Source organism: Achromobacter sp. 10T422 (assembly GCF_056394065.1).
The window spans coordinates 148,162-170,379 of the sequence record NZ_JBFTHD010000011.1 but is presented as its reverse complement, the minus strand read 5'-3'; the positions used below and the strand labels follow the sequence as shown (position 1 = coordinate 170,379).

The 22,218-nt window shown below is 64.4% G+C and carries 17 protein-coding genes and 1 pseudogene; 4 read left to right on the top strand and 14 right to left on the bottom strand.

The features are described 5' to 3' along the window. Positions 1 to 20 precede the first annotated feature (20 nt). The 14 genes and pseudogenes from AC1DB0_RS26955 to mpl form a co-directional block, all read right to left on the bottom strand. Positions 21 to 1,194: pseudogene (locus AC1DB0_RS26955) on the bottom strand (IS3 family transposase). A 703-nt stretch (positions 1,195 to 1,897) separates the two neighbouring features. Further along, complete coding sequence (locus tag AC1DB0_RS26950; RefSeq protein WP_054428163.1) at positions 1,898 to 2,731, bottom strand: symmetrical bis(5'-nucleosyl)-tetraphosphatase; 834 nt, start codon at positions 2,729 to 2,731, stop codon at positions 1,898 to 1,900. Further along, entirely contained in the window at positions 2,728 to 3,906 is a 1,179-nt protein-coding gene (lptG, locus tag AC1DB0_RS26945) for an LPS export ABC transporter permease LptG (protein ID WP_054428164.1), read from the bottom strand. The genes AC1DB0_RS26950 and lptG overlap by 4 nt, the downstream gene beginning before the upstream one ends. A gap of 90 nt (positions 3,907 to 3,996) precedes the next feature. Then, on the bottom strand, positions 3,997 to 4,722 hold the full coding sequence (gene mtgA / locus AC1DB0_RS26940; RefSeq protein ID WP_054428165.1) for a monofunctional biosynthetic peptidoglycan transglycosylase: 726 nt from the start codon (positions 4,720 to 4,722) through the stop codon (positions 3,997 to 3,999). A 5-nt stretch (positions 4,723 to 4,727) separates the two neighbouring features. Then, on the bottom strand, positions 4,728 to 5,591 hold the full coding sequence (gene aroE / locus AC1DB0_RS26935) for a shikimate dehydrogenase (protein ID WP_476758539.1): 864 nt from the start codon (positions 5,589 to 5,591) through the stop codon (positions 4,728 to 4,730). Continuing rightward, positions 5,588 to 6,484, bottom strand: coding sequence for a TonB family protein (locus tag AC1DB0_RS26930; RefSeq protein WP_175172083.1), 897 nt, complete (start codon positions 6,482 to 6,484; stop codon positions 5,588 to 5,590). The genes aroE and AC1DB0_RS26930 overlap by 4 nt, the downstream gene beginning before the upstream one ends. Positions 6,485 to 6,638: 154 nt before the next feature. After that, the gene (locus tag AC1DB0_RS26925) at positions 6,639 to 7,727 is read right to left on the bottom strand and encodes an ABC transporter ATP-binding protein (RefSeq protein WP_054428167.1); all 1,089 of its coding nucleotides are present in this window, start codon (positions 7,725 to 7,727) and stop codon (positions 6,639 to 6,641) included. Continuing rightward, on the bottom strand, positions 7,720 to 9,498 hold the full coding sequence (locus tag AC1DB0_RS26920; RefSeq protein WP_054428168.1) for an ABC transporter permease: 1,779 nt from the start codon (positions 9,496 to 9,498) through the stop codon (positions 7,720 to 7,722). The genes AC1DB0_RS26925 and AC1DB0_RS26920 overlap by 8 nt, the downstream gene beginning before the upstream one ends. Positions 9,499 to 9,650: 152 nt before the next feature. Beyond that, complete coding sequence (locus AC1DB0_RS26915) at positions 9,651 to 10,748, bottom strand: ABC transporter substrate-binding protein (protein ID WP_054428169.1); 1,098 nt, start codon at positions 10,746 to 10,748, stop codon at positions 9,651 to 9,653. A 158-nt stretch (positions 10,749 to 10,906) separates the two neighbouring features. Continuing rightward, entirely contained in the window at positions 10,907 to 13,393 is a 2,487-nt protein-coding gene (locus tag AC1DB0_RS26910) for a sensor histidine kinase (protein ID WP_054428170.1), read from the bottom strand. After that, the gene (locus AC1DB0_RS26905; protein ID WP_054428171.1) at positions 13,380 to 14,051 is read right to left on the bottom strand and encodes a response regulator transcription factor; all 672 of its coding nucleotides are present in this window, start codon (positions 14,049 to 14,051) and stop codon (positions 13,380 to 13,382) included. The genes AC1DB0_RS26910 and AC1DB0_RS26905 overlap by 14 nt, the downstream gene beginning before the upstream one ends. A gap of 1,084 nt (positions 14,052 to 15,135) precedes the next feature. Next, positions 15,136 to 17,046 carry a ribonuclease catalytic domain-containing protein gene (locus AC1DB0_RS26900; RefSeq protein ID WP_441372322.1) on the bottom strand — a complete coding sequence of 637 codons (1,911 nt, stop codon included), beginning with the start codon at positions 17,044 to 17,046 and terminating at the stop codon, positions 15,136 to 15,138. A gap of 73 nt (positions 17,047 to 17,119) precedes the next feature. Continuing rightward, positions 17,120 to 17,722: a YqiA/YcfP family alpha/beta fold hydrolase gene (locus AC1DB0_RS26895; RefSeq protein ID WP_342068096.1), complete on the bottom strand. Its 603-nt coding sequence runs from the start codon at positions 17,720 to 17,722 to the stop codon at positions 17,120 to 17,122. Positions 17,723 to 17,774: 52 nt separating this feature from the next. Next, positions 17,775 to 19,145, bottom strand: coding sequence for a UDP-N-acetylmuramate:L-alanyl-gamma-D-glutamyl-meso-diaminopimelate ligase (gene mpl, locus AC1DB0_RS26890; RefSeq protein ID WP_342068097.1), 1,371 nt, complete (start codon positions 19,143 to 19,145; stop codon positions 17,775 to 17,777). Positions 19,146 to 19,239: 94 nt separating this feature from the next. Between mpl and AC1DB0_RS26885 the strand changes: the two genes are divergently transcribed. From AC1DB0_RS26885 to accC, 4 genes are all read left to right on the top strand, one after another. Continuing rightward, positions 19,240 to 19,773 carry a TlpA family protein disulfide reductase gene (locus AC1DB0_RS26885; RefSeq protein WP_054427371.1) on the top strand — a complete coding sequence of 178 codons (534 nt, stop codon included), beginning with the start codon at positions 19,240 to 19,242 and terminating at the stop codon, positions 19,771 to 19,773. Between the two features lie 89 nt (positions 19,774 to 19,862). Further along, positions 19,863 to 20,297, top strand: a complete 435-nt coding sequence (aroQ, locus tag AC1DB0_RS26880; RefSeq protein ID WP_006226654.1) for a type II 3-dehydroquinate dehydratase — start codon at positions 19,863 to 19,865, stop codon at positions 20,295 to 20,297. Between the two features lie 87 nt (positions 20,298 to 20,384). Then, positions 20,385 to 20,840: an acetyl-CoA carboxylase biotin carboxyl carrier protein gene (accB, locus tag AC1DB0_RS26875; RefSeq protein WP_054427250.1), complete on the top strand. Its 456-nt coding sequence runs from the start codon at positions 20,385 to 20,387 to the stop codon at positions 20,838 to 20,840. Positions 20,841 to 20,849: 9 nt separating this feature from the next. Beyond that, the gene (gene accC, locus AC1DB0_RS26870; protein ID WP_054427251.1) at positions 20,850 to 22,196 is read left to right on the top strand and encodes an acetyl-CoA carboxylase biotin carboxylase subunit; all 1,347 of its coding nucleotides are present in this window, start codon (positions 20,850 to 20,852) and stop codon (positions 22,194 to 22,196) included. The last annotated feature ends 22 nt before the right edge of the window (positions 22,197 to 22,218 follow it).

The following is a 22,218-nucleotide window of genomic DNA, read 5'->3' as shown; positions in this document are numbered from 1 at the left end:
CGGGTTGTGGTGGTCAAGTTTTAGTGGACACGTCGATAGGTGTTTTTTGGACGCTGGCTGGCTTCATAGGCAGCCGGCGTCAGATAGCCCAGCGTAGAGTGCAGCCGCCGGGTGTTGTAGAAGTTCTCGATATAGTCCTGGATGTCACGCTGTGCATCGGCCCGCGTGGCGTATCGGCTTGTCCAGAGTCTTTCGACCTTGAGGCTCAAGAAGAATCGCTCCATGACGGCGTTGTCCCAGCAGTTGCCTTTGCGGCTCATGCTGCACTGGATGCCATGGTGAGCCAGGACCGCCTGATACTCGCCGCTGGCGTATTGGAAGCCCCGATCCGAGTGCAGTAACAACCCGCGGGCAGGTCGTCGCTGGCGGATCGCCATCTCCAGGGCCTGCCGCACCATGGGGGTATGCGTGGTCGGTGAGGTTGCCCAGCCGACCACGCGCCGTGAGTAAAGATCAAGCACGACGGCTAGATACAGCCAGCCTTGCGTGGTTCGGATGCAGGTTATATCGGTCACCCAGGCCCGGTTCGGCTGATCCACATCGAACTGCCGATCCAGGACGTTCTTGAACGTCGGCTTGCCCACGTCGGTGATCGTGGTGGCGATGAACCGACGCTTCCAGACCGGCCGCAAATGCGCTTGGCGCATCAGGGTGCGAGCCCGGTAGCGGCCGATCTGCACTCCGTCAGATCGCAGCGCGCGGGAGATGCGCCGACTGCCGTAGGTCGAGCCGCTGGCACTAAAGCCGCCGCAACATAGACCTGCTCGCGCACGGTCTTGGGCCTTACCCGTCGACTACGCTGGGCGTAGTAACCGGAGCGACTAACGCCGAGCATCCGGCAGGTGTGGCTGACGGCATAGGCCTTCTGTTGCAGATGCGCCACCAGTGCAAAGCTCACTTGAGCTCGCGGGCAAAGAAGGCCGAGGCTTTTTTTAATAACTCATTGTCCAGCTTGGCTTGGCGCAGCTCCAGCTCCAACTCGCGGATACGTCGCTGCTCCGGGGTGATCGGCAGCCCCGGGCCGGGCTTGCCCAACACGTCCGCCTTGTACTGCACCAGCCAGCGCCGCAGCGCTGTCTCACCAAGCCCCAATGATGCACAGACCTCGGGCACGCCAAGGCCCTTGTCTGTCACCATCCGCACCGCCTCGAGCTTGAACTCCGCCGTAAAGGCACGCCGTTTTATCTTGGTCATGACTCACCTCCTAGGTTCAACCTATCTGGGTGTCCACCAAAATTAAACCACCACAGGCCGCGCGGGCGGCCTTTTGGAGCTTACGCGTCGTGGTGCGTCGTCGCGATGCTCGCTTCGCGTGTGGCTACGTTGTTTGGGCTCTTCTCGACGGCTCGCCGCGCCTCATCCATCCTACGAACGATGACCGCCACTTGAACTCCAGTGCGGTGGCGCGCGACGGGTCGGCACGCGCAAGGCAGTGGCGGACGCGCGCCACCCCTTTACCTCCCCCCAAATTCGCGGAGGCCATTAGAAAACCACTCTCCACATTCGCGAAAGCGACCACCACCCAAACGCCCACAAATGCGTATGCCGAGTAAGGCCGCCCGCGCGGCCGCCACTCGGCGGGCCCCGCAGCATTCGTGACTAAGGCACACCCTAGCAGCGCACCGACCCAAGACAGCGGCAGCCCGTCGGCGCGGTGGCCCTGACTGCGCGCAACCTCGATGCGCCCGAGGGAATCTGAAGGGAAGGCCGTAGGCCTGGACGAAGATGACGAAGGGGGAGTCCGGAGCGAAGGCTCCGGACCGCAATCGTGGGCGCGCGCAGTCAGGGCCACTGCGACGATGGGCGACCTACGAAGATCGCCACCCGCCCCAAGAACTCAGCAACTCAGCAACTCAGCAACTCACGACCCCCAAGGCCGCAGCAAAAAAACCACCCGTCATTCAGACATCGGATTCTGAAACTGCGAACACTTCACCTGCACGAGTTTTCGATCCTGCAATCTCAGCGCCGTCAACGCTCCCCCCCACACGCACCCGGTATCCAGGCAGATCACGTCCGGCCGTTGCAGCAGGCCCAGCGTTGACCAATGGCCGAATACCGTTGTGATGTCGCGGGTGGCGCGGTTCGGGACGTCGAACCACGGGACCAGGCCTTGCGGCCAGGCGCCCGGGGCGACCTTGGTTGCGAACTCCATGTGGCCGTTCGGCGTGCAAAGGCGAATGCGCGTCAGCGCATTGATGATCACCCGCATCCGCTTGCCGCCCTTGTGGTCTTCCTTCCAGGTGGACGGCTCATTGCCGTACATCTTTTGCAGCGCCTTCTGCCAGTTCGGGCCGCGCAGCGCGTCCTGGACTTCGCCGGCCAGTGACAGCGTCTTGGCGACGTCCCACTTGGCCAGCGTGCCTGCGTGTACCAACAGGTGGCCCTGCTCGAAATGCGCCAGCGGGCGAAAGCGCAGCCAGTTGATCAGGTCGGCCGCGTCCGGCGCGCGAAGAATGTCTTCGAGCGTGTCCGATTTGGACGGCTTGCGCACCCCGGCTGCGGCGGCCAGCAGGTGCAGGTCGTGGTTGCCCAGCACGGTTGTCGCGCGGTCACCCAGGTCGATGATGCGACGCAGGGTTTCCAGCGACTGCGGGCCACGGTTGACCAGGTCCCCGGCGAACCAGAAGCGCGACTTCGGGTCGCCGACCAGATCGGGGTGGGACAGCAAGCGATCCAGCGGCGAGCAGCATCCCTGCACGTCGCCGATCATCCAGATACTGCCGTTCATGCGGGACTTTTGCTCCAAGGCCAACGTTGTTGGACGATACGGGAAATGGTGTGGCGGTATTCCATATAGCTCATGGCGGCCAGCGCCAAGGCCATGGCCCCGATGTTCGGGCCCAGGGCGGTCAGCCAGGGCGGCCACTTACCCAACATGCCGACGTTCAGCGCCAGCTGGTTCAGCATGAAGAAGCCCACGCCCAACAAAATGCCGATGAAGACCTTGGCGCCCACGCCACCGCGGCGGGTTTGCATCAGTCCGATGGGGGCGGCAATCGTGATCATCACCAGCAGCGTGAACGGATACGCCAGTTTGCGCCACAGGGCGACAACCTGTCGACCATATTGCAGTTGGTTGTCGCGCAAATACTCCACATAGTCCAGCAGCGTGACGATGGACATGCGTTCCGGGGTCAGCACGCGGGCCAAGAGGCGTTCGGCGCTGAGCGTGGTGTCGATGGTGCGTTCTGGCACCTTCACAACGGAGGCGGGCGGGTTCTTGGGCGGGCGGGCGTTGGCCAGCGCTTCGGAGGCATCCGCGTCCAGGCGGGTTTCCGAGACGTCTTTCAGCACCAGGTCGCCATGGGCGAACAGGCCCGTGGGCGCCGTGGACAACACCGACAGCGTCAGGTCTTTCTTGAATTCGTAAAGGGTGACACCCGCGACCTGGCCGTCGCCTTTCAGTTCGGCAATATTGATGATGCGCGTGCCGCCGTTGGAGGTGGGTTCCTTGAACCAGTAGCCGCTTTTCAGGCGGTCGCCGCCGGCTTTGCCGCGGAACATCAGGTTGGCTTCGCCGGTTTTGATCTCGGCCCACGGGGTGACGTATTCGGACAGCAGCGCCGCCCCGATCATCAGCGGGATGGTGACGACCCACAGCATCCGCAAGAGCCGCATGCCGCTCACGCCCGAGACGCGCAGGATGACGAGTTCGTTACGTTGGGCAAGACCCGCCAGCGCCAGAATGGCGCCGATCAACAGCCCGATGGGCAGCAGGTCGTACAAGCGGGTGGGAATGGCCAGCGCCTGCATGTAGAGCAGGGCCATCATGGAGAACTTGTCGCCCACGTTGTCCAGGTCGTCCACCAGCGCGAAGAACGTGAAAAGGCCTAGCAGGGCCATAAGGACCACTGCACAAGAGCGATAGATCTCGCGGGCCAGGTAGCGACGTGCGGTACGCATGAAAAGGAAGGGGAGCGCTAAACGTGAAAGCTTAACAAATCCCGCCGGGTAGGGTGGAGGCGGCCGGACGGAAATGCCCGGTTTTGCGTGTCAGGGGATGTCAACCATCTGCATCCGGCGGGTCAGCACCCCGACGCGGGAGTTCAGGTAGTTGGAATTGCGGTGGCTGTCATAGAAGCGCGGGTTGGGCAGCATGGCCGCCAGCCGGGCGGACTGGCTGGCGCTGAGGTTGGCGGCCGAGGTGTTGTAGTAGTGCTTGGCCGCCGCCTGGGCGCCGAACACGCCAACGCCCCATTCCGCCACGTTCAGATACAGCTCCAGTATCCGTTCCTTGGTCATGACGTGCTCGATCATATACGTCAGCACCAGTTCCTGGCCCTTGCGGATGTAGCTGCGTGAGCTGGACAGGAACAGGTTCTTCGCCAACTGCTGCGTAATGGTCGAGCCGCCGCGCATCTTGCTGCGGCCCGCTTCCTCTTGGCGCTGGTTGTATTCCCAGGCCTTGCGGATGGCGTCCCATTCGATGCCGTCGTGCTCGGTGAAGTTGGAATCTTCCGACGCCACCACCGCGCGCTTCAGGTTGCGGCTGATTTTGTCATAGGGCGCCCATTCGTACTGAAGCTGAAAGCCGGGATTGCCTTCGCGCAAGCGGGACCGCTCTTCGCGCATGATGGCGCTGCTGCCGGGGTCGCGGTAGTTGTACCAGACGACCTGTGCGAACAGCCAGAACTGGTAGAGCAGCACCGCGCACACCAGCGCCATCAGTACGCCGGTGATGGTCCGGAACCAGGATCGGCCCTTGCCGCGCGTTGCCATGCCGCTTAGCGTCCTGCCATGAGCGCCTCGCGCAGCGCCGTCAGCACCGGGGCCGGATCGGGGCGCACGCCGTGCCAGATCAGGAAGCTCTCGGCCGCCTGGCCCACCAGCATGCCCAGGCCGTCGGCGGTCAGCGCCGCGCCATCGGCGTCGGCCTGTTTCATGAAAGCGGTAGGTTGGGCGCCGTACATCATGTCGTAGGCGGCCGCGCCGTCGGCGTACAGGCCGGCGGGCAGGTCGGGGGCGGCGTCTTGCAGGCCGCTGGCCGTGGCGTTGATGACCAGGTTCCAACCGCCGGGCGTGGCGGCGTCGGTCAGCCCGCCCGCAGTGACTTGCGTCTGCGGCGATACGCCGGTGTCACGCCAGGCCTCGGCCAGTTCCAGCGCCTTGGCCGCGGTGCGGTTGACGATGTGGATGCGGGCGCAGCCGGCGTCGGCCAGCGGTTGCAACACGCCTCGGGCCGCGCCGCCCGCGCCCACCAGCAGCACGGACGCGCTGCTCAGGTGCACGCCCAGGCGCAGCAGGTCAGACACCAGTCCGACGCCGTCGGTATTGCAGCCGTGCCAGGCGCCATCGCGCCACGACAACGTGTTGACGGCGCCCGCCAGGCGCGCGCGGGTGGACAGGCGGCCGGCGGCCAATGCGTAGGCTTCCAGCTTGAAAGGCACCGTGACATTCAAGCCCAGCCCGCCCTCAGTCACGAATGCGGCCACAGCGTCAGCAAAGCCGTCGACCGGCGCCAGCAGGCGCTCATAGCGCAGGGGTTTGCCGGTTTGCTTGGAAAACAGGTCGTGGATCTGAGGCGAGCGGCTGTGCGCAATGGGATTGCCGATGACGGCGTAGCGGGCAAGAGGGGTCGCCTCGGTCATGGGGCTTGTGTTTCCAGGGTGTCGTTAACGAAATGCCACGTGCGGGTGATGACCAGCACGTCCGTATCGCGGGCGATATCGGGGGGGAATGGGGGAAAAGGCGCGGCCAGCTGGACGATGCGGCGGGCGGCCTGGTTCAGCACCGCGTGCGGCGAGGGCTGGTCGATTTCGACATTGGCGATACTGCCGTCGGCGCGTACTGACACCGTGATGCGCAGCGACCCGTAAATGCGCCCGCGCGCCTCGTCGGGATAGTGCTGCGTGCCAACGGCTTCTATCCGGGTGCGCCAGGCATCCAGGTAGGCTGCGTAACGCGACGCTTCGGCCGACGGGGCCACGAACTGCTTGCGGGGTTCGGCGCTGTATTGCTGCACGCGCGCGGCCAGCGCGGCGACCTGGGCGTTTTGAATGACGCTGGCCTGATCCTGTGCGTCCTGGCCAAGATCAGCGCCGTCGGGCCAGGGGTTGACAGCCTGACGCTCGGCGCCGGCTTTCTCGGCCGACCGCAACTGGGTCATCAGACGGGCCTGTTCGGCTTCCAGCTGAACCTGCCGGCGGCGCATGGCTTCCAGCACGATGGTCTCGGCGGACGCGCCGGTCTGGGGCAGCGGGGTGGTGCTCATGCCGCGTTCGGCGTTGCCGCCGCCCGTCATCTGATTCTGCGCCTGCGCCCGGGGTGTCTCAGGCGGCGTCTCGCTGCGGGCGTTCAGCAGCACGACTTCCAGGCTGGTGACGGGCGGGCGGGTGAGCGCGGGCGCGCCAAAGCGCCACGCCAGCGCGCCGGCGTGCACCAACAGCGATATTGCGATGCCGATGCGCAGGTAGTGTTGGGCGGGAGCGCCCAGCCACCGCAGGTAACGGCTTAGCGGGGAGGGGGAATCAGGGCGTTGCACCGACGCATTGTAAGACGAGTCGGTGCTGCCGGGACATGCCACCCAACGGCTTGTAACAGCTGTTGGACGGGAGCGGGGCGTGACGTCGATGGAGACGGGACGACTCGGCGGGCGGCGCATGAAGGGTCATCCTCCAACGCGCCGCCGCGTGGGGTCAGGCCGTCTTGCGCGGAAAGACCCAGACCTTGCTGGCCGGCAAGGCCAGGCGGCAGGGGCCCGGCTCGCGGCCTTCGGGGCCATAGGCGCGCAGGGCCAGCGTGTGGGCGGGGTCCGCGTCCGGCGTGCGGAACAGGTATTCCCAGCGGTCGCCCAGGTACATGCTGGTCAAGAGCGGCATGTCCAGGTGGTTGCCGTCGGGGTCATCCGCCAGGCGCACCTGTTCAACGCGAATCACGGCGGTACCGTCCTGGCCCTGAGTCACGCCTTCGCCGGCCTTGCCCCACAACGCCCAGCCGCGGCCTTCGATGCGGGCCTGGCCGTCACGCACTTCCGTGACCTTGCCTTCCAGCCGGTTGTTGCTGCCCATGAACTCGGCCGTGAACAGCGTGGACGGCGAACCATACATTTCCTGCGGCGTGCCTTGCTGTTCGATCTTGCCGTTGTTCAGCAGCAGGATGCGGTCGGAAATGGCCATGGCTTCGCTCTGATCATGCGTCACCATCAGGGCCGACAGCCCCAGGCGGATGATCAGCTCGCGCAGGAACGCGCGCGCTTCTTCGCGCAGCTTGGCGTCCAGGTTGGAGAGCGGTTCGTCCAGCAGGATGACGGGCGGGCTGTATACCAGCGCCCGGCCAATGGCCACGCGCTGTTGCTGGCCGCCTGACAGCGCGTGCGGATGGCGGTGGCCCAGCTTGCCCAGGCCCAGCTGATCCAGCACGGCTTGCACGCGTTCGCGCACTTCGGCCGACGGCACCTTGCGCAGCTTCAACGGGTAGGCCACGTTTTCAAACACGGTCTTGTGCGGCCACAACGCGTAAGACTGGAACACCAGTCCCAGGTTGCGTTCTTCGGCCGGAATCTCCTTGCGCGCGCCGCCGTCGTAGACGATGCGGTCGCCGATGGTGATGCGGCCGCGCTTGGGGCCTTCCAGGCCAGCCACGGCGCGCAGCAAGGTCGTCTTGCCGCTGCCCGAGGGCCCAAGCAGCGACACCACTTCGCCCTGGCGCAGTTGCATCGACACGCCCTTGAGCACCGGGTTGTCGCCGTAGTCCAGGTGCAGGTCTTCTACAGAAAGCTCAATCATGAAGTTTGACTCCGAATCGCAGGGCGATGCCCAGGCCGATCACGACCAGAACGATATTGATGAAGGAAAGCGCAGCCACGATGTCGATGGCGCCCGAGGCCCACAACGACACCAGCATGGAACCGATGGTTTCCGTGCCGGGCGACAACAGATAAACGCCGGTGGAATATTCACGCTCGAAGATCAGGAACATCAGCAGCCAGGAGCCGATCAGGCCGTACTTGGCCAGCGGCACCGTGACGTGGCGCGTGACCTGGCCCCGGCGCGCGCCCGCGCTGCGGGCGGCTTCTTCCAGTTCCGGTCCCACTTGCAGCAGGGTCGACGAGATCAGGCGCAGGCCATACGCCATCCAGACCACGGTGTAGGCGAGCCACACGCTGAAGATGGTGCTGCGCATGGCGCGCAGCCATTCAACGAAGTTCTCGCGCAGCCATTCGGCGAACGGCAGCGCCGACAGCCAGCCGTTTTCGTCCACGTCCAGCGCGTTGTCCAGCCACATCGGCACAAACAGGAACACCCACAAGAACGCCAGACCGGCCAACAGGCCCGGCACGGCGCGCGGCACCAGCACGCTGTAGTCCATGAAGCGCGTGACGTTGTCGGGCTTGCGGTGCATCGCCAGGCCCACGAACATGTAGCACATCACGGCCAGCGCGCCGCCAAACACCCCGATGGCGACCGAGTTCACGATGGCGCGGATCAGGTTGGGTTGGCCGAATACGGTGTGGAAGGCGTCCAGCGACAGCACGTCAAACAGCGACACGCCCATGCCCCAGTTGGACACGAACGCCCGCAGCAGCACGCCCAGCAGCGGCACCACGATCGTGACCAGCAGCCAGAACGCCACGACGGCGCCCGCCAGCCAGCGCCACTTGCCCAGCGGCAGCGGGCGTGCGCGCGAGGCCTTGCCCTTGACGGTGACAAAGCGGTTCGCGGTGCGCATCAGGCGGCGTTGCAGCATGACCAGCGGAATCGTCATGCAGATCAGGATCACGGCCACGGCCGCCATCAGGTGGTACGACGGAATGCCCAGCTTGTTGGTCAGCTTGTACAGGTAGGTGGCCAGCACCAGGTTGCCTTCCGGGTCGCCCAGCACCAGCACCAGGCCGAACACTTCCAGGCCCAGGAAGAACAGCAGCACGGTGGCGTACAGCATGGCGGGTCGCACCATCGGCAGGCTCACGGATACCATCACGCGCAGCGGCGATGCGCCGGCCACGCGGGCGGCTTCTTCCACGTCGGAACCCATGCTGCGCAGCGCCGACGAGATATACAGGTACGCGTGCGGCACGTGCGTCAGGCCGGCGATGATGACGATGCTGGTCAGCGAATACACGTTCCAGGGCACGAAGCCCAGGATGTTCTGCGCCCAGATCGAGAAGAAGCCCACGGGGCCTGCGGCCACGACGTAGCCAAAGCCCAGCACCATGGGCGACACAAACACCGGCACCAGGATCAGCGGTTCGATCCAGCGGCGGCCGGGCAGGTCGGTGCGGATCATCAGGAAGGCCAGCATGCCGCCCAGCGGGATGGCGATGATGGCCAGCCCGAAGGCCAGGATGAAGCCGCTTCGCAGCGCCTTGTAGAAATCGGGGTCCGCGAAGATGAAGCGGAACGCGTCCAGGCTGAAGACCTTGGACGGGGCAAAGAAAGGCGCGGAGAGAAAGCTCTGGATGATGATGAACGACAGCGGCACGTAGATGGCCAATGCCGTGATCAACACCACCACGCCGCGCGGCAGGGACTGCCATTTTCTGCGCAATGACTGCATGGGGAAATCCTGTTGTCGAGAATGACGCGATGGTCGCGCCGCCCGGGTACGGGGGAGCCCGCCCGGGGGGCGGTCAGGCGGACGGCGCCGTGCCGTCCGCTTACGCGTTGTGGCGGTTCAGAGCGGGCGCGCCGCTCTGAACCCGCGCGGCATTACTTGCCCGCTGCGGCGCGCCAGTCCTTGATGAACTGCAAACGCTTGTTCTGTTCCAGGTAGTCCAGCAGCGTTTCGTTGACCGGAATCGGCTTGAGCGAAGCGCCCAGTTTCTTGGTCATGCCGTCCACATCGTTGTCGCCTTCGATGTCGTCACGCACCGAGGCCAGATCGGCCTGGTTGGCCATGATTTCCTGGCCCTTCTGCGACAGCAGGTAATCCATCCACAGCTTGGCGGCGTTGCGGTTCTTGGACTTCTTGCTGATGAACGCCACGCGCGACAACACCAGCGCGTAGTCGGTCGGGTAGGCCACACCCAGCGACGGGTCCGACTTGGCGCGCGTTTCAGCGTACGAGCCCAGGATGTTGTAGCCGATCAGGTTTTCACCCGACGACACGCGTTCCATCATGGTGCCGGTGGACGACTGCACGATCAGGCCGCCCTTGGCGATGTCCTTGAGGGTCTCGAAGTACTTGGGGTCGTTGGCCTTGTCCTGCACGGCCAGCATGAAGCCCACGGCCGACTTCTCGATGTCGTAAGTCGTGACCTTGTTTTTGAACTTGTCCGGTTGGCTGGCGATCAGCTTGGCCAGCGCGCCGTGCGTGGTGGGCACTTCGTTGGCTGGGATCAGGCGCTTGTTGTAGATGAAGACGGCCGGTTCGTACGTGGTGCCGTAAGCCGAATCCTTCCAGACCGCCCAGGCCGGCAGCTTGCCGCTTTCCGGCGACTTGTATTGCAGGGCGTAGTCGGTGGCCAGCTTCAGCGCCGAGTCCATCGATGAGCTCCAGACGACGTCGCCGCTGCTGCCGCCCGCCGCCTGTTCGCTGATGTAGCGGTTGTAGAGCTCGGTGCTGTTCATGTCGTTGTATTCGACCTTCACGCCCGGGTACAACGCTTCGAAGCCCTTGATGATGGGGCCGGCGGCCTTGGTGTCGGTGGTCGAATAGATGACGACCTTGCCTTCCTTCTTGGCGCCGTCCAGGATCTTTTGGTAGTCGGCCGGATAACCCGCCGGCACGGCCTGCGCGAAGGCGCTGCCGGTGGCGATGGCGAATGCTGCGGCGCAGGCGGCCGCCAGTTGGGACTTGGCAAGCATGTGTTTGTCTCCGATTGGAATGGTCTGTAGCGGGATCTGGGTCCAGCCTGCGCCCATCTTAGGAGGCGGCGTCTGTCGTCGTCCTGTCATGGCGACAGGTAGCGCCTAGGGGTAATCCCTGGGCGCGAATGGCCGCGCCGCAGGGATAGCGCCCTTGCTCAGGGCCGCTTCGGCGTATCCGTCACCAGCCGCACCCAGTTCTGCACGAAGCGCGAATGCCGCCGCTGGTCCAGCCCCACCAGCAGGGCGGGGCTCAGCACCACCGGCTGCACGATGCCTTGCGAGCGCGCCAGCACCGCTTCGGACGTCCAGCGCCCGGGCGTGTCTTCCATGATGGAACCCAGCGCCGCGTGGCTGGAAGCCACCTGCTGGCCGGCGGGCGACAGCAGCCAGTCCACCAGCGCGCGCGCCAGGTCCGGGCTGGGGGCGCGCCGTGAAATCAGCACCGAACGCGCCAGCACCAGCACGTAGTCCTGCGGAAACACCACGCCGATCTTGCTGCCGTCCGCCTGGCGCGACAGCGCGTACGAACCCAGGATGTTGTAGCCAAGGTCCAGCTCATCGTTTTCGATGGCGTCCAGAATCTGCGCGCTGGTGGGCGACAGGCGCACGGCCACTTGGCCCATCGCATTGGCCAGCCCCCAGAAGTTGGATGACACCAGCTCGTCTTGCTCGGCCAGCAGATAGCCCAGGCTGCTGGCGGCGATGTCATAGGTGCCGACGCGGCCTTGCAGCGTGGCTTGGTCGCGTTCCAGCAGGCGCAGCAGGTCTTGCCGGGAGCGGGGCACGGTGGCTTCGGTGAAGCGTTTGGGGTTGTAGACGATGACGGCGGGTTCGAACGTGAAGCCGTAGACCTCGTTGCGCCAGACCGCCCACGACGGCAGCTTGGACGCGTAGGGTGACGCGTAGCTTTGCGCGTAACCGTCGTTGGCCAGCCGGATCTGCAAGTCCGATGCCGAACTCATCAGCACGTCGACGTTGGTCAGGCGCCCGTCGATGGTGGCTTCGTACAGATCGCGGCTGCTGATCTCGCGATACACCACCGTCACATCGGGCCGCAAAGATTGAAAGCCCTGAATCAGCGGCGCGACCACGGGCGTGTCGGTGGGGCCGGCGATGACCAGGGTGCGCGACGTGGGTTGCGGCGCGGGATAGCGCGTGACAATTTCGTCCAGTTCGGCGGCACGTACGTCCTGAGGTGCCGACACCAGCAGCAGCGCCGCCGTGAACGCCGCGCCCAGCCACGTCGCCAGATGGCGCCCTGCGGGCTGTTGTTGCAGCGGCAGGATGACGCGCGCCGACAAGCCGCCGCCCGGCCGGTCATGCAGCCATAGCGACCCGCCATGCGCCATCGCCACCGAACGCACGATGGCCAGGCCCAGCCCCGATCCGGGTTGAGATTCACCCGCTTTGCCGCGCGTGAAGCGCTGCTGCACGGCTTCTTTTTCGTCGTCCGAGATACCCGGCCCGCGATCCGACACCGTCAACGCCACGCGAAAGCCGGCAACAGGCGTGGCCTGAATATCCACGGTGCCATCCGGCGCATAGCGCAAGGCGTTGTCCACCAGATTGCGCAGCATCTCGCGCAAGGCGACGCGGTCACCGGCCAGGCGCGCGCGGCGGACGTCGGGCGCAATGTCGATGCGCAGCCGCTCGGCTTCCACCGGGCCGATACGGCGGCGGGTTTCGTTGATGGTTTCCGCCACCCCGACGGATTCGGGTGGCCCTTTGCCGAGCCGGTGCGTGATGGTGGCGTCCATCAGCAGCTGGTTGATCAGCTGGCTGGCGTGCGTGGCGTTCTGATGAATGCGGCCGATGCGCTCGCGCAGCCGCTTGGGGTCGGTTTCGTCCAGCGCCACTTCTGCTTGCGCGCGCAGCGACGCGAGCGGTGTGCGGACCTGATGCGTGGCGTCGGCCACCAATGTGTTCAAGGTATCCATGATGATGGAAAGGCGTTGCATGAAGGCGTTCAGCGCTTCGACCAGGCGGCGCACTTCGCGCGGCACCGGCGTGGTGACGGGCGTCAGATCCTCGGGCGCGCGGGTGCGCAGTTCGCGTTCCAACACGGCCAACGGCGCAAACGCCCGTTGCACGCCGAACCACAACAGGCCCAGCGCCACCAGCGACACGACCAGCAGCGGCAACACGCCGCGCCCCAGGATTTCGTCGGCAAGTTCTTCGCGCGATCCCAAGGTTTCGGCGACCCGCACGGTAACCCAGCCGGCATGCTGGCTGGCCGACACCAGCCGCCCCACGGTGGCGACGCGCACGGGCTCGTCGTGATAAATGACGTAGGCGAACACGGGGGTTGCGGCTTGCGCCAGCGGCAGGTTGGGGGCCAGGTCGCCATAGCCGGTGATGAGCCGGCCATTGGAGGTGCGCGCTTCGTAGAACACGCGCTCGCCGCCCGACAACATGGCAAGCGACGACACGGGCGGTTCCACGGTGACGCCTTCGTCATCAATCTGCACGGACCCGGCGATGGTCAGTGCGGATGCGGCAAGCAGCCGGTCAAACGCCTGCTCGGCGGCGCGTTGCGCGTAGTCTCGCAGGAAGAACACCAGCCCGATCAGCGCGCAGGCCAGCAACACCACGCCAAGCGTGAAGACGCGGCGCCGGATCGAGGCGCTTTCAGGAATGCTCATGGCTGCGGGCCTGATAGCCAACGCCGCGCACGGTGACGATGTCGATCGACGCCCCTGCCAGCTTCTTGCGCAGCCGCGAGATCAACAGTTCCAGCGCATTGAGCGAGCCGTCGTCCAGGTCAAACAGCTGGTTCATCAGCCGTTCCTTGGCAACGGTTTGGCCGATGCGGCCCAAGAGGATTTCCAGCAAGCGGAATTCGCGCCGACCCAGCTCCAGCGGCGCACCAGACAACATGACGCTGCGCCCGGCAAGGTCCAGGCTCAGGTTGCCGTAGGTGGTGGTGCTGCTGGTCTGCCCTGACGGCCGCCGCATCAGGGCGCGCAACCGCGCTTCGAGTTCGCGCAGGTCAAAGGGCTTGACGAGGTAGTCATCCGCGCCCAGGTCCAGCATGTCGATCTTGTCTTCAATTTCCGCCCGCGCGGTCATGACGAGCACCGGCGCTTCCAAGCCGGCTGCGCGCAATTCCCGAATCACGGTGAAGCCGTCTTTGCCAGGCAGATTGATATCCAGGACAAGCGCATCCCAGGTTTCGTCCAACCCCCACCGCAACGCCGCCAGCCCGTCATGCACCCACTGCACGCTATGGCCAGCGGAACGCAGCTTGCTTTCCACGGCATCGCCAAGATCAAGGTTGTCCTCGACCAGCAAAATGCGCATGTTGTTCCTCCGTGTCGTTTTGGTTTTTCGAGGAGTGTACGACGGGGGGGGGTTGACGCGGGGTTTGGTTGGTTTGGGGGCTGGGGCGTTGATGAGGAGGGTTTGGGTTCTTGAGACGCCCGTGGTGTCGGGGGCCTGGGGTGCGCGGGGCAACGATTGCGGTCCGGAGCCTTCGCTCCGGACTGCCCCCTTGTCATCCTCGTCCGCCTTCGGCTCCCTACGGATTCCCTCGGGCTTATCGACGCCCCGCGCACCCCAGGCCCCCGACACCACGGGCTCTGCCAGTTGCAATCTGACGTCAGCAGGCACGGTCAGCGTTCTTGAGGTTCTCTCCACGGGGATTGGGGTGGTGGAAGATCTTGCGGGGCCCGCTCCATGCCGGCCGCGCGGGCGGCCTGGTGGAGCTTACGCGTCGGGGTGCGTCGTTGCGATGTTCGCTTCGCGTGTGGCGGCTTTGTTCGAGTTCTTCTTGATGGCTTGCCGCGCTTCATCCATCCCTCGGGGCACTGTCACCCGTTGAACTCCGGTGCGGTGGCGCGCGACGGGTCGGCACGCGCAAGGCAGTGGCGGACGCGCGCCACCCCTCTACCTCCCCCCACAATCGTGGGGGCCCCCTAGCAAACAGTTCTCAGCATTCGCGAAAGCGAACATCGCTCAAACGACCACCGACGCGTATGCCGAGTAAGGCCGCCCGCGCGGCCGGCACTCGGCGGGCCCCGCAGCACTCGTCACTAAGGCACACCCTAGCAGCGCATCAGGCCAAGACATCGGCAGCCCGTCGGCGCGGTGGCCCTGACTGTGCGCAACCTTGATGCGCCCGAGGGAATCTGAAGGGAAGGCCGAAGGCCTGGACGAAGATGACGAAGGGGCAGTCCGGAGCGAAGGCTCCGGACCGCAATCGTGGGCGCGCACAGTCAGGGCCATCGCGACGATGGGCGACCTACGAAGATCGACAACCTCCCGAAGATCGACAACGTCCAGAAGATTGCCAACCCCCGAAGATCAAATACCCACGAAGCCCGCCAATCTAAGCCTCACGATTCCGCTCACCACGATTCCGCTCACCACGACCCCAAAAAAAACTTCAAGCCCCGTCAGAAGCACCCAAAGCAGGACTGACCTCTCCCACGTATCGGCAATCCAACTCCAGCCCCAATTCATCCATCCCCAAAATATCAATCTCCACCGCCGTCCCCCGCTCCAACTCAGGCATCCCGCCCACCCGAGTCACCAGCGGCGCATTCGCGAAGCGCACCAGATCGTCACGCAATACATGCGCCACCGTCCGAGTCACGTTGTGCTGCTTTAGCCAACGTAGGCACCAGTAGCGCTCCATGGCGCTTTGGAACTCTGCCCACGCCGCATACTGCGCATCGAACGCGCCGATGATCGCGAACAAATCCGCATCGCGCGGCTTGAACGGGGCCACCAGGCGGGCAGACACCCCGTGCTCCACTGCCGCGATCAATTGCCATTGGTTGACCAGGTCAACATAGCGGCGCAGCGGCGACGTGCTCCAGGCGTATTGCGGCACGCCGATGGCCTCGTGCGGCAGCGCCTGCGTACTCATGCGCACGCGGCCCGCCTGTTGCGAACGGTAGATGCCCGGCACACCGTGCTGGTTCAGCAAACCGCCCCATTGGTTGTTGGCCAGAATCATGTATTCGGCCACCATCCGGTCCAGCGGCGCATTGCGCTGGCGCGGCACCAGGCGCACCGGCGTGTCCGGGTCGTCCGGATTGCCGTCCAGATAGAAGCTGTACTCCACCCGCGAATTGTTCTCGGGCTTGCCGCGCACGTTTTCGCGCTGCGCCGACAAGGCTTGCGCCAGCTTCCACAGCGGGCGCAGCCAGTGCCCGTACGGAATGTCCGCCGACGGGTCAGCCAGGCTGGCTTCCGTCACTTGCGAATCCAGCATGTTGTGGCGCAGGTTCTCGCGCACCACCACACGTTCCAGACGCGTTTCGGATTCGAAGATCTCGCCCGTTTCCGGGTCGGCCACCACATACAGTGACAGCACCGGCACTTCGCGGCCGGCGTCCAGCGAGAACGCCTTGATGACGTTGTCCGGCTGCATCGGGATTTTGTCGCCCGGCATGTAGACCGTGGACAGGCGGGCGCGGGCCAGCTTGTCGAATTCGCTGTCGCGGGTCACGGTAAGACCCGGGGCGGCCACGTGCACGCCGACACGCAGGCGCCCGTCGGGCAGCTCCGTGACGGACAGCGCGTCGTCGATTTCGGTCGTGGTGACATCGTCCACCGAATAGATTTCGGCGTCCGACAGCGGCAGTTCGCGGTCAAGCGGCGGCAGTTCCAGTTCGGGAAATTCCAGCCCGCGCGGGAAGTTCACCGCCAGGAAGCGGCGCTTGTGCAGCGCCAGCGCGTGCGGCCATGCGCCCAGCTCAAGCAGCAGGCGGTCGGGGCTTTTGCCCAACTTGGCGCACGCGGCGTCCAGCGCTTTCCATTGCTGCGAATTCTTGTCCGGGCGAATCAGCAACGACTCCGCCGCTTGAGCGATGGGCTCCGGCAGACGGCCGGCGGCCATCTCGTCTACCCATTCCTGCTGCTGCTCGGCTTGGCGCTGTTTCTTTTCCAGCGCGGCCAGGGCAGCAGCCAGGATGTCGGGCGGGGCAGGGCGGTAACGGCCCTTGCCACGGCGATGAAAGTACGCCGGCGCGCCGTGCAGGCGCATCAGCAACGCGGCCTGTTCCACGGGCGTGGGCGCGTGGCCGAAATAATCCGCGGCCAGCGTGGGCGTGTCGAATTCTTCTTGCGGCGCGCATTCCCACAGGAATTGCAGGTCCAGCGCCTCGGCAGCGGCCGCCGCCTGGCTCATCAGCGTGGCCGGTTCCGGCGACGCGAAGTTGAACAGGGTGTTGGCGCGCTTGATTTTGCTGCGCTTGCCAGACTCCGACTCCACCTGCAGGCTGGCGTCGGTCTCGGACAGGATGTTGCCGGCCTTGAAGCTGCCGTCGTCTTCGTAAAACACATACATGGTGGGGATCTTCCTGGGCGGCGCGCACGCGCCGCCTTGCGCAGCTATATAGAGTGTTGAGGTCTGGTACTGATTATTGGGGGCGAACCTGCTTGTCGCCAAGGGCGAATTCAAGCACCTCGGGCATCCATTGTTCGAAATCGGACAAGCCGTGGTCGCTGCCTTGCACGATACGCTGGGGGCAGCCTGCGTATCGATCGCGCATTTCACGCCAATCCAACACCTCGTCGCCCGTTGCCGCCAGCAGGAAGTACCGGTCAGGCTGCGTGATGCGAGGGACGTGGATGGCCGTCAATTCGTCCACATATTCGGGCAGAAAGACGAACGGCGCGTTGGAATGATACATGTGGTGTTCGCCGACCTGGGTCGCCAGGTCACGCGCGGCTTGCACGGCCGGGTTCAACAGCACCGCCTTGCAGCCCAGTTGCTCGGCCAGCCAGGTCGCGTAGAAACCGCCCAGCGACGAGCCAATGACGGTCAGTGCGCGGGGGCTGTCGACGCCGGCGAGTTGGCGCTGGGCAATGCCCATGGCCAGGTCAATCGCCTCGCGCGGGCTGGCAGGCAGTTGGGGGCATGCCCAGGCGTCGGCCAAGCCGCGCTGGGCCATGGCGTCGGCCATCAGGCGCGCTTTGAATGAATCCGGCGAGGAACGAAAGCCATGCAGGTAGAGAATCATTTCGTGCTCGTCCGGTGGGTGTGGCCTGGGGGCTTGGAGTCTGGCCGTGGCTTCAGCCGCACGCTTCCAGCGCATTCAGCAGCTTGCCGTGGATGCCGCCAAAGCCGCCGTTGCTCATGACCAGAACCTGGTCGCCCGGGCGGGCGGCGGCGGTTACGGCCGCGACCAATGCATCGATGTCATCGTAACTGGAAGCCCGATCGCCCAGGGGCGCCAGTACGTCGGCCGGATTCCAGCCCAGCGCGTGTTTGCCGCTGTGGGCGCCAAAGCAGAACACCAGGTCCGCGTCGACAAGCGCGTCGGGCAGACGGGCGGCCATGGTGCCCAGCTTCATCGTGTTCGAGCGCGGTTCCAGCACGGCCAGGATGCGCGCTGATCCCACTTGGCGGCGCAAGCCTTCCAGCGTGGTGGCGATGGCGGTGGGGTGGTGCGCGAAATCGTCGTAGACCTTGACGCCGTTGACGGTGCCGCGCAGTTCCATGCGGCGCTTCACGCCGGCAAAGCGCGTCAGCGCCGCGATGCCGTCTTGCACGGTCACGCCCACGTGCTCGGCCGCGGCCAGCGCCGCCAGCGCGTTCATGCGGTTGTGTTCGCCGGAGAGCGACCAGCGCACCGTGCCCGCTTCAACGCCATTGCGCAGCACGCCGAATGCGCCGTCGGCATCGGGCGCAGTGGCCTGCCAGGCGCCATCGGCGCCGAACGTGACGGTTTCCGACCAGCATCCACGCGCAATCACGCGGTCCAGCGCATCAGAATGCGTGGGGCGCACGATGCGGCCCGAGCCGGGAATGGTGCGCACCAAGTGATGGAATTGCGTCTCGATGGCCGCCAGATCGGGGAAGATGTCGGCGTGGTCGTATTCCAGGTTGTTCAGGATGGCGGTGCGCGGACGGTAGTGGACAAACTTCGACCGCTTGTCGAAGAACGCCGTGTCGTATTCATCCGCCTCGATCACGAACGGGCGGCGCGCCGGGTCGTAGCGGGCCGACACATGCAAATCCTGCGCGACGCCGCCGATCAGGAAGTTGGGCGCAAGGCCTGCGGCTTCCAATATCCAGGCCAGCATTGAACTGGTCGTGGTCTTGCCATGGGTGCCGGCCACCGCCAGCACGTGCTGACCGGGCAGAACGTTATCGCCCAGCCATTGCGGGCCAGACACATAACGCGCGCCGGATTCTAGAATGGCTTCCATCAGCGGGTTGCCGCGGCTGACGACGTTGCCGATCACGTACAAGTCAGGCTTGAGCGCCATCTGGTCGACGCCGAATCCTTCGATCAGCTCGATTCCCTGTTCGGATAGCTGGGTGCTCATCGGCGGGTACACGCCCGCGTCGCAACCCGTGACCTTGTGGCCGGCGGCGCGCGCGATCAGCGCCAAGCCGCCCATGAACGTACCGCAGATGCCAAGAATGTGCAGGTGCATTGAAAATTCTCCTGTCCTGCATTGTATATATAGCGGCGTGCTGGCCATGCCGGCCCATTGCGCGCAAAACGGCGGCAGCGGTTATGATCGCGCCATGAATCGACGCCTACTTCTTTCCGCCGGCGTGGCCGTAGCCGCCACGGTTGCGGGCGGCCTTACTTTGATGGGCCGCAAATCCCAGAACGCGGCAGCGCCGGCCGCCGAAAGCGACCCCATTCCCGCGCTGATGCAATTGCAGATGCCCGACTTGAATGGCGCAACGCATTCGCTGGCCGACTTCAAGGGCCAGCCCATGGTGGTCAACTTCTGGGCAACCTGGTGCGCGCCGTGCGTGAAGGAAATGCCCGAACTCGACGCCTTGCAGAAAAAGTATCCGCATATCCGCTTTGTCGGCATCGGTGTCGATACCGCAGCGAACATGCAAAAATTTGTCGAGAAAGTGCAAGTTTCCTACCCGTTGTGGGTGATCGGCGCCGGGGCCATTGATACCCTGCGCAAGCTTGGAAATCCCAGTGGCGGCCTGCCTTTTACCCTTGTTTTCAACGCTGATGGCGGAATTAACCGGAAGATACTGGGCGAAATCCAGCCAGATGATCTGAACCAAACCCTATCCAGTCTTAAGGCGTAAGTCTGTTGGACAAATAATAGGAATTGGCGTAAAAAGCTGGTTTATCGGCTGTTTTGCCAACAATTGGCAAACCACTCATTGGCAAGCGCATGGCGCAAAACATACTGGTATTGCATGGCCCGAACTTGAATCTGCTCGGCACCCGGGAACCTCATATCTACGGCAGTTTGACGCTGCCCCAGATCAATGAGCGCCTGGAATTGCTGGCAGGTGAACTGGGCGCCAAGCTGACTGCTTGGCAAGGCAATCACGAAGGCGCGCTGGTTGACCGCATTCAGGCGGCCCGGCAAGACGGCACAGACTTCATCATCATCAACGCGGCGGCTTATACGCACACCAGCGTCGCAATTCGCGATGCGCTGGCTGGGGTCGCGATCCCATTTATTGAAGTACATTTGTCCAATCTGTATAAGCGAGAGCCCTTCAGGCATCACTCTTATCTGTCCGATTTGGCGATAGGCCTTATCAGCGGCCTCGGCGCGGACGGCTACGAGGCGGCTCTGCGTTACGCAGTGCGGCACTGATCTCGCACCAACTCACAGCTTTTACATCTTATACGGCGCGGACCCCACGCTGGGACGCCGTCGACACTATCTCGGGAAGCAGCTTCTATGGACCTTCGAAAACTCAAAACCCTGATCGACCTGGTGGCTGAATCGGGTATCGCCGAGCTGGAAATCACCGAAGGCGAAGGCAAGGTACGCATCGTCAAGTTCTCGCAGACCTTGCAGCCGGTGGCTTACCACCAGCCCGAAGCCGGCGCAGCCGCCGCACCGGTGGCTCAAGCCGCAGCGCCCGCCGCTCCGGCCGCCGAAGCCGCCCCGGTCATCCAGGGCCACGTCGTGAAGGCGCCGATGGTTGGCACGTTCTACCGTTCGCCGAACCCGGGCGCCGCCCCGTTCATCGACGTGGGCGCCACCGTCAAGGAAGGCGACCCGCTGTGCATCATTGAAGCCATGAAGCTGCTCAATGAAATCGAAGCCGACAAGTCCGGCGTCATCAAAGAAATCCTGGTCGAAAATGGTGAGCCCGTCGAGTACGGTCAACCCCTGTTCGTCATTGGCTGATAGCTGAAAATGTTCGAAAAAATCCTGATCGCCAATCGGGGCGAAATCGCCCTGCGCATTCAGCGCGCTTGCCGTGAGCTGGGCATTAAAACCGTGGTCGTGCACTCCGAGGCTGACCGCGAAGCCAAGTACGTGCGCCTGGCCGATGAATCCGTGTGCATCGGGCCCGCGCCGTCGCGTGACAGCTACCTGAACATGCCGGCCATCATTTCGGCCGCCGAAGTGACAGATTCCGAGGCAATTCACCCGGGTTACGGGTTCTTGTCCGAAAATGCCGACTTCGCCGATCGCGTCGAAAAGAGTGGCTTCGTCTTCATCGGCCCGCGTCCCGACACCATTCGCCTGATGGGCGACAAGGTCAGCGCCAAGCGCGCCATGATCGAAGCGGGCGTGCCGGTGGTGCCCGGTTCCGAGGGCGCTTTGCCCGAAGATCCGCAGGAAATCATCCGCATTGCGCGCGAAGTGGGTTACCCGGTCATCATCAAGGCGGCAGGCGGCGGCGGTGGCCGTGGCATGCGCGTGGTGTACACCGAGGCCGCGCTGCTGAACGCCGTCACCATGACACGTTCGGAAGCGGGCGCCGCGTTCAACAACCCGGAAGTCTATATGGAGAAGTTCCTCGAGAACCCTCGCCATGTGGAAATCCAGGTGCTGGCCGATGGCGGCCGCAACGCCGTCTGGCTGGGTGAACGCGACTGCTCCATGCAGCGCCGTCACCAGAAAGTCATCGAAGAAGCGCCGGCTCCCGGCATCGCCCGCCGCGCCATCGAGCGCATCGGCGACCGCTGCGCCGACGCTTGCCGCAAGATGGGTTATCGCGGCGCGGGCACGTTCGAGTTCCTGTTTGAAAACGGCGAGTTCTATTTCATTGAAATGAACACCCGCATCCAGGTCGAACACCCGGTCACCGAACTCATCACCGGTATTGATCTGGTGCAGCAGCAGATTCTGGTTGCCGCCGGCGAGAAGTTCACGCTGCGTCAACGCGACATCCAGTTCAAGGGTCATGCGATCGAATGCCGCATCAACGCGGAAGATCCGTTCCGCTTTGTGCCCAGCCCCGGCCGTATCACCAACTGGCACACGCCGGGTGGCCCGGGCGTGCGTATCGATTCGCACGCGTACAACGGCTACTTCGTGCCGCCGAACTACGATTCGATGATCGCCAAGGTCATCACGTACGGCGACACGCGTGACCAGGCGCTGGCCCGCATGCGCATTGCGCTGTCGGAAATGGTGGTGGAAGGCATTTCGACCAACATCCCGCTGCATCGCGAGCTGTTGCAAGATGCCCGCTTCATTGAAGGCGGCACCAGCATCCACTATCTGGAAAACAAGTTGGCTCAGCGTCCCTGACCGACCACCTGGGGCCTCGCGG

What these genes read in the sequence shown, in the direction of transcription:
- AC1DB0_RS26895 (WP_342068096.1), bottom strand. Translation starts at nt 17,722, where the DNA reads ATGATTCTCTACCTGCATGGCTTTCGTTCCTCGCCGGATTCATTCAAA.
- AC1DB0_RS26950 (WP_054428163.1), bottom strand. Translation starts at nt 2,731, where the DNA reads ATGAACGGCAGTATCTGGATGATCGGCGACGTGCAGGGATGCTGCTCG.
- aroQ (WP_006226654.1), top strand. Translation starts at nt 19,863, where the DNA reads ATGGCGCAAAACATACTGGTATTGCATGGCCCGAACTTGAATCTGCTC.
- AC1DB0_RS26920 (WP_054428168.1), bottom strand. Translation starts at nt 9,498, where the DNA reads ATGCAGTCATTGCGCAGAAAATGGCAGTCCCTGCCGCGCGGCGTGGTG.
- AC1DB0_RS26915 (WP_054428169.1), bottom strand. Translation starts at nt 10,748, where the DNA reads ATGCTTGCCAAGTCCCAACTGGCGGCCGCCTGCGCCGCAGCATTCGCC.
- mpl (WP_342068097.1), bottom strand. Translation starts at nt 19,145, where the DNA reads ATGCACCTGCACATTCTTGGCATCTGCGGTACGTTCATGGGCGGCTTG.
- AC1DB0_RS26885 (WP_054427371.1), top strand. Translation starts at nt 19,240, where the DNA reads ATGAATCGACGCCTACTTCTTTCCGCCGGCGTGGCCGTAGCCGCCACG.
- aroE (WP_476758539.1), bottom strand. Translation starts at nt 5,591, where the DNA reads ATGACCGAGGCGACCCCTCTTGCCCGCTACGCCGTCATCGGCAATCCC.
- AC1DB0_RS26900 (WP_441372322.1), bottom strand. Translation starts at nt 17,046, where the DNA reads ATGTATGTGTTTTACGAAGACGACGGCAGCTTCAAGGCCGGCAACATC.
- accB (WP_054427250.1), top strand. Translation starts at nt 20,385, where the DNA reads ATGGACCTTCGAAAACTCAAAACCCTGATCGACCTGGTGGCTGAATCG.
- accC (WP_054427251.1), top strand. Translation starts at nt 20,850, where the DNA reads ATGTTCGAAAAAATCCTGATCGCCAATCGGGGCGAAATCGCCCTGCGC.
- AC1DB0_RS26910 (WP_054428170.1), bottom strand. Translation starts at nt 13,393, where the DNA reads ATGAGCATTCCTGAAAGCGCCTCGATCCGGCGCCGCGTCTTCACGCTT.
- mtgA (WP_054428165.1), bottom strand. Translation starts at nt 4,722, where the DNA reads ATGGCAACGCGCGGCAAGGGCCGATCCTGGTTCCGGACCATCACCGGC.
- lptG (WP_054428164.1), bottom strand. Translation starts at nt 3,906, where the DNA reads ATGCGTACCGCACGTCGCTACCTGGCCCGCGAGATCTATCGCTCTTGT.
- AC1DB0_RS26925 (WP_054428167.1), bottom strand. Translation starts at nt 7,727, where the DNA reads ATGATTGAGCTTTCTGTAGAAGACCTGCACCTGGACTACGGCGACAAC.
- AC1DB0_RS26905 (WP_054428171.1), bottom strand. Translation starts at nt 14,051, where the DNA reads ATGCGCATTTTGCTGGTCGAGGACAACCTTGATCTTGGCGATGCCGTG.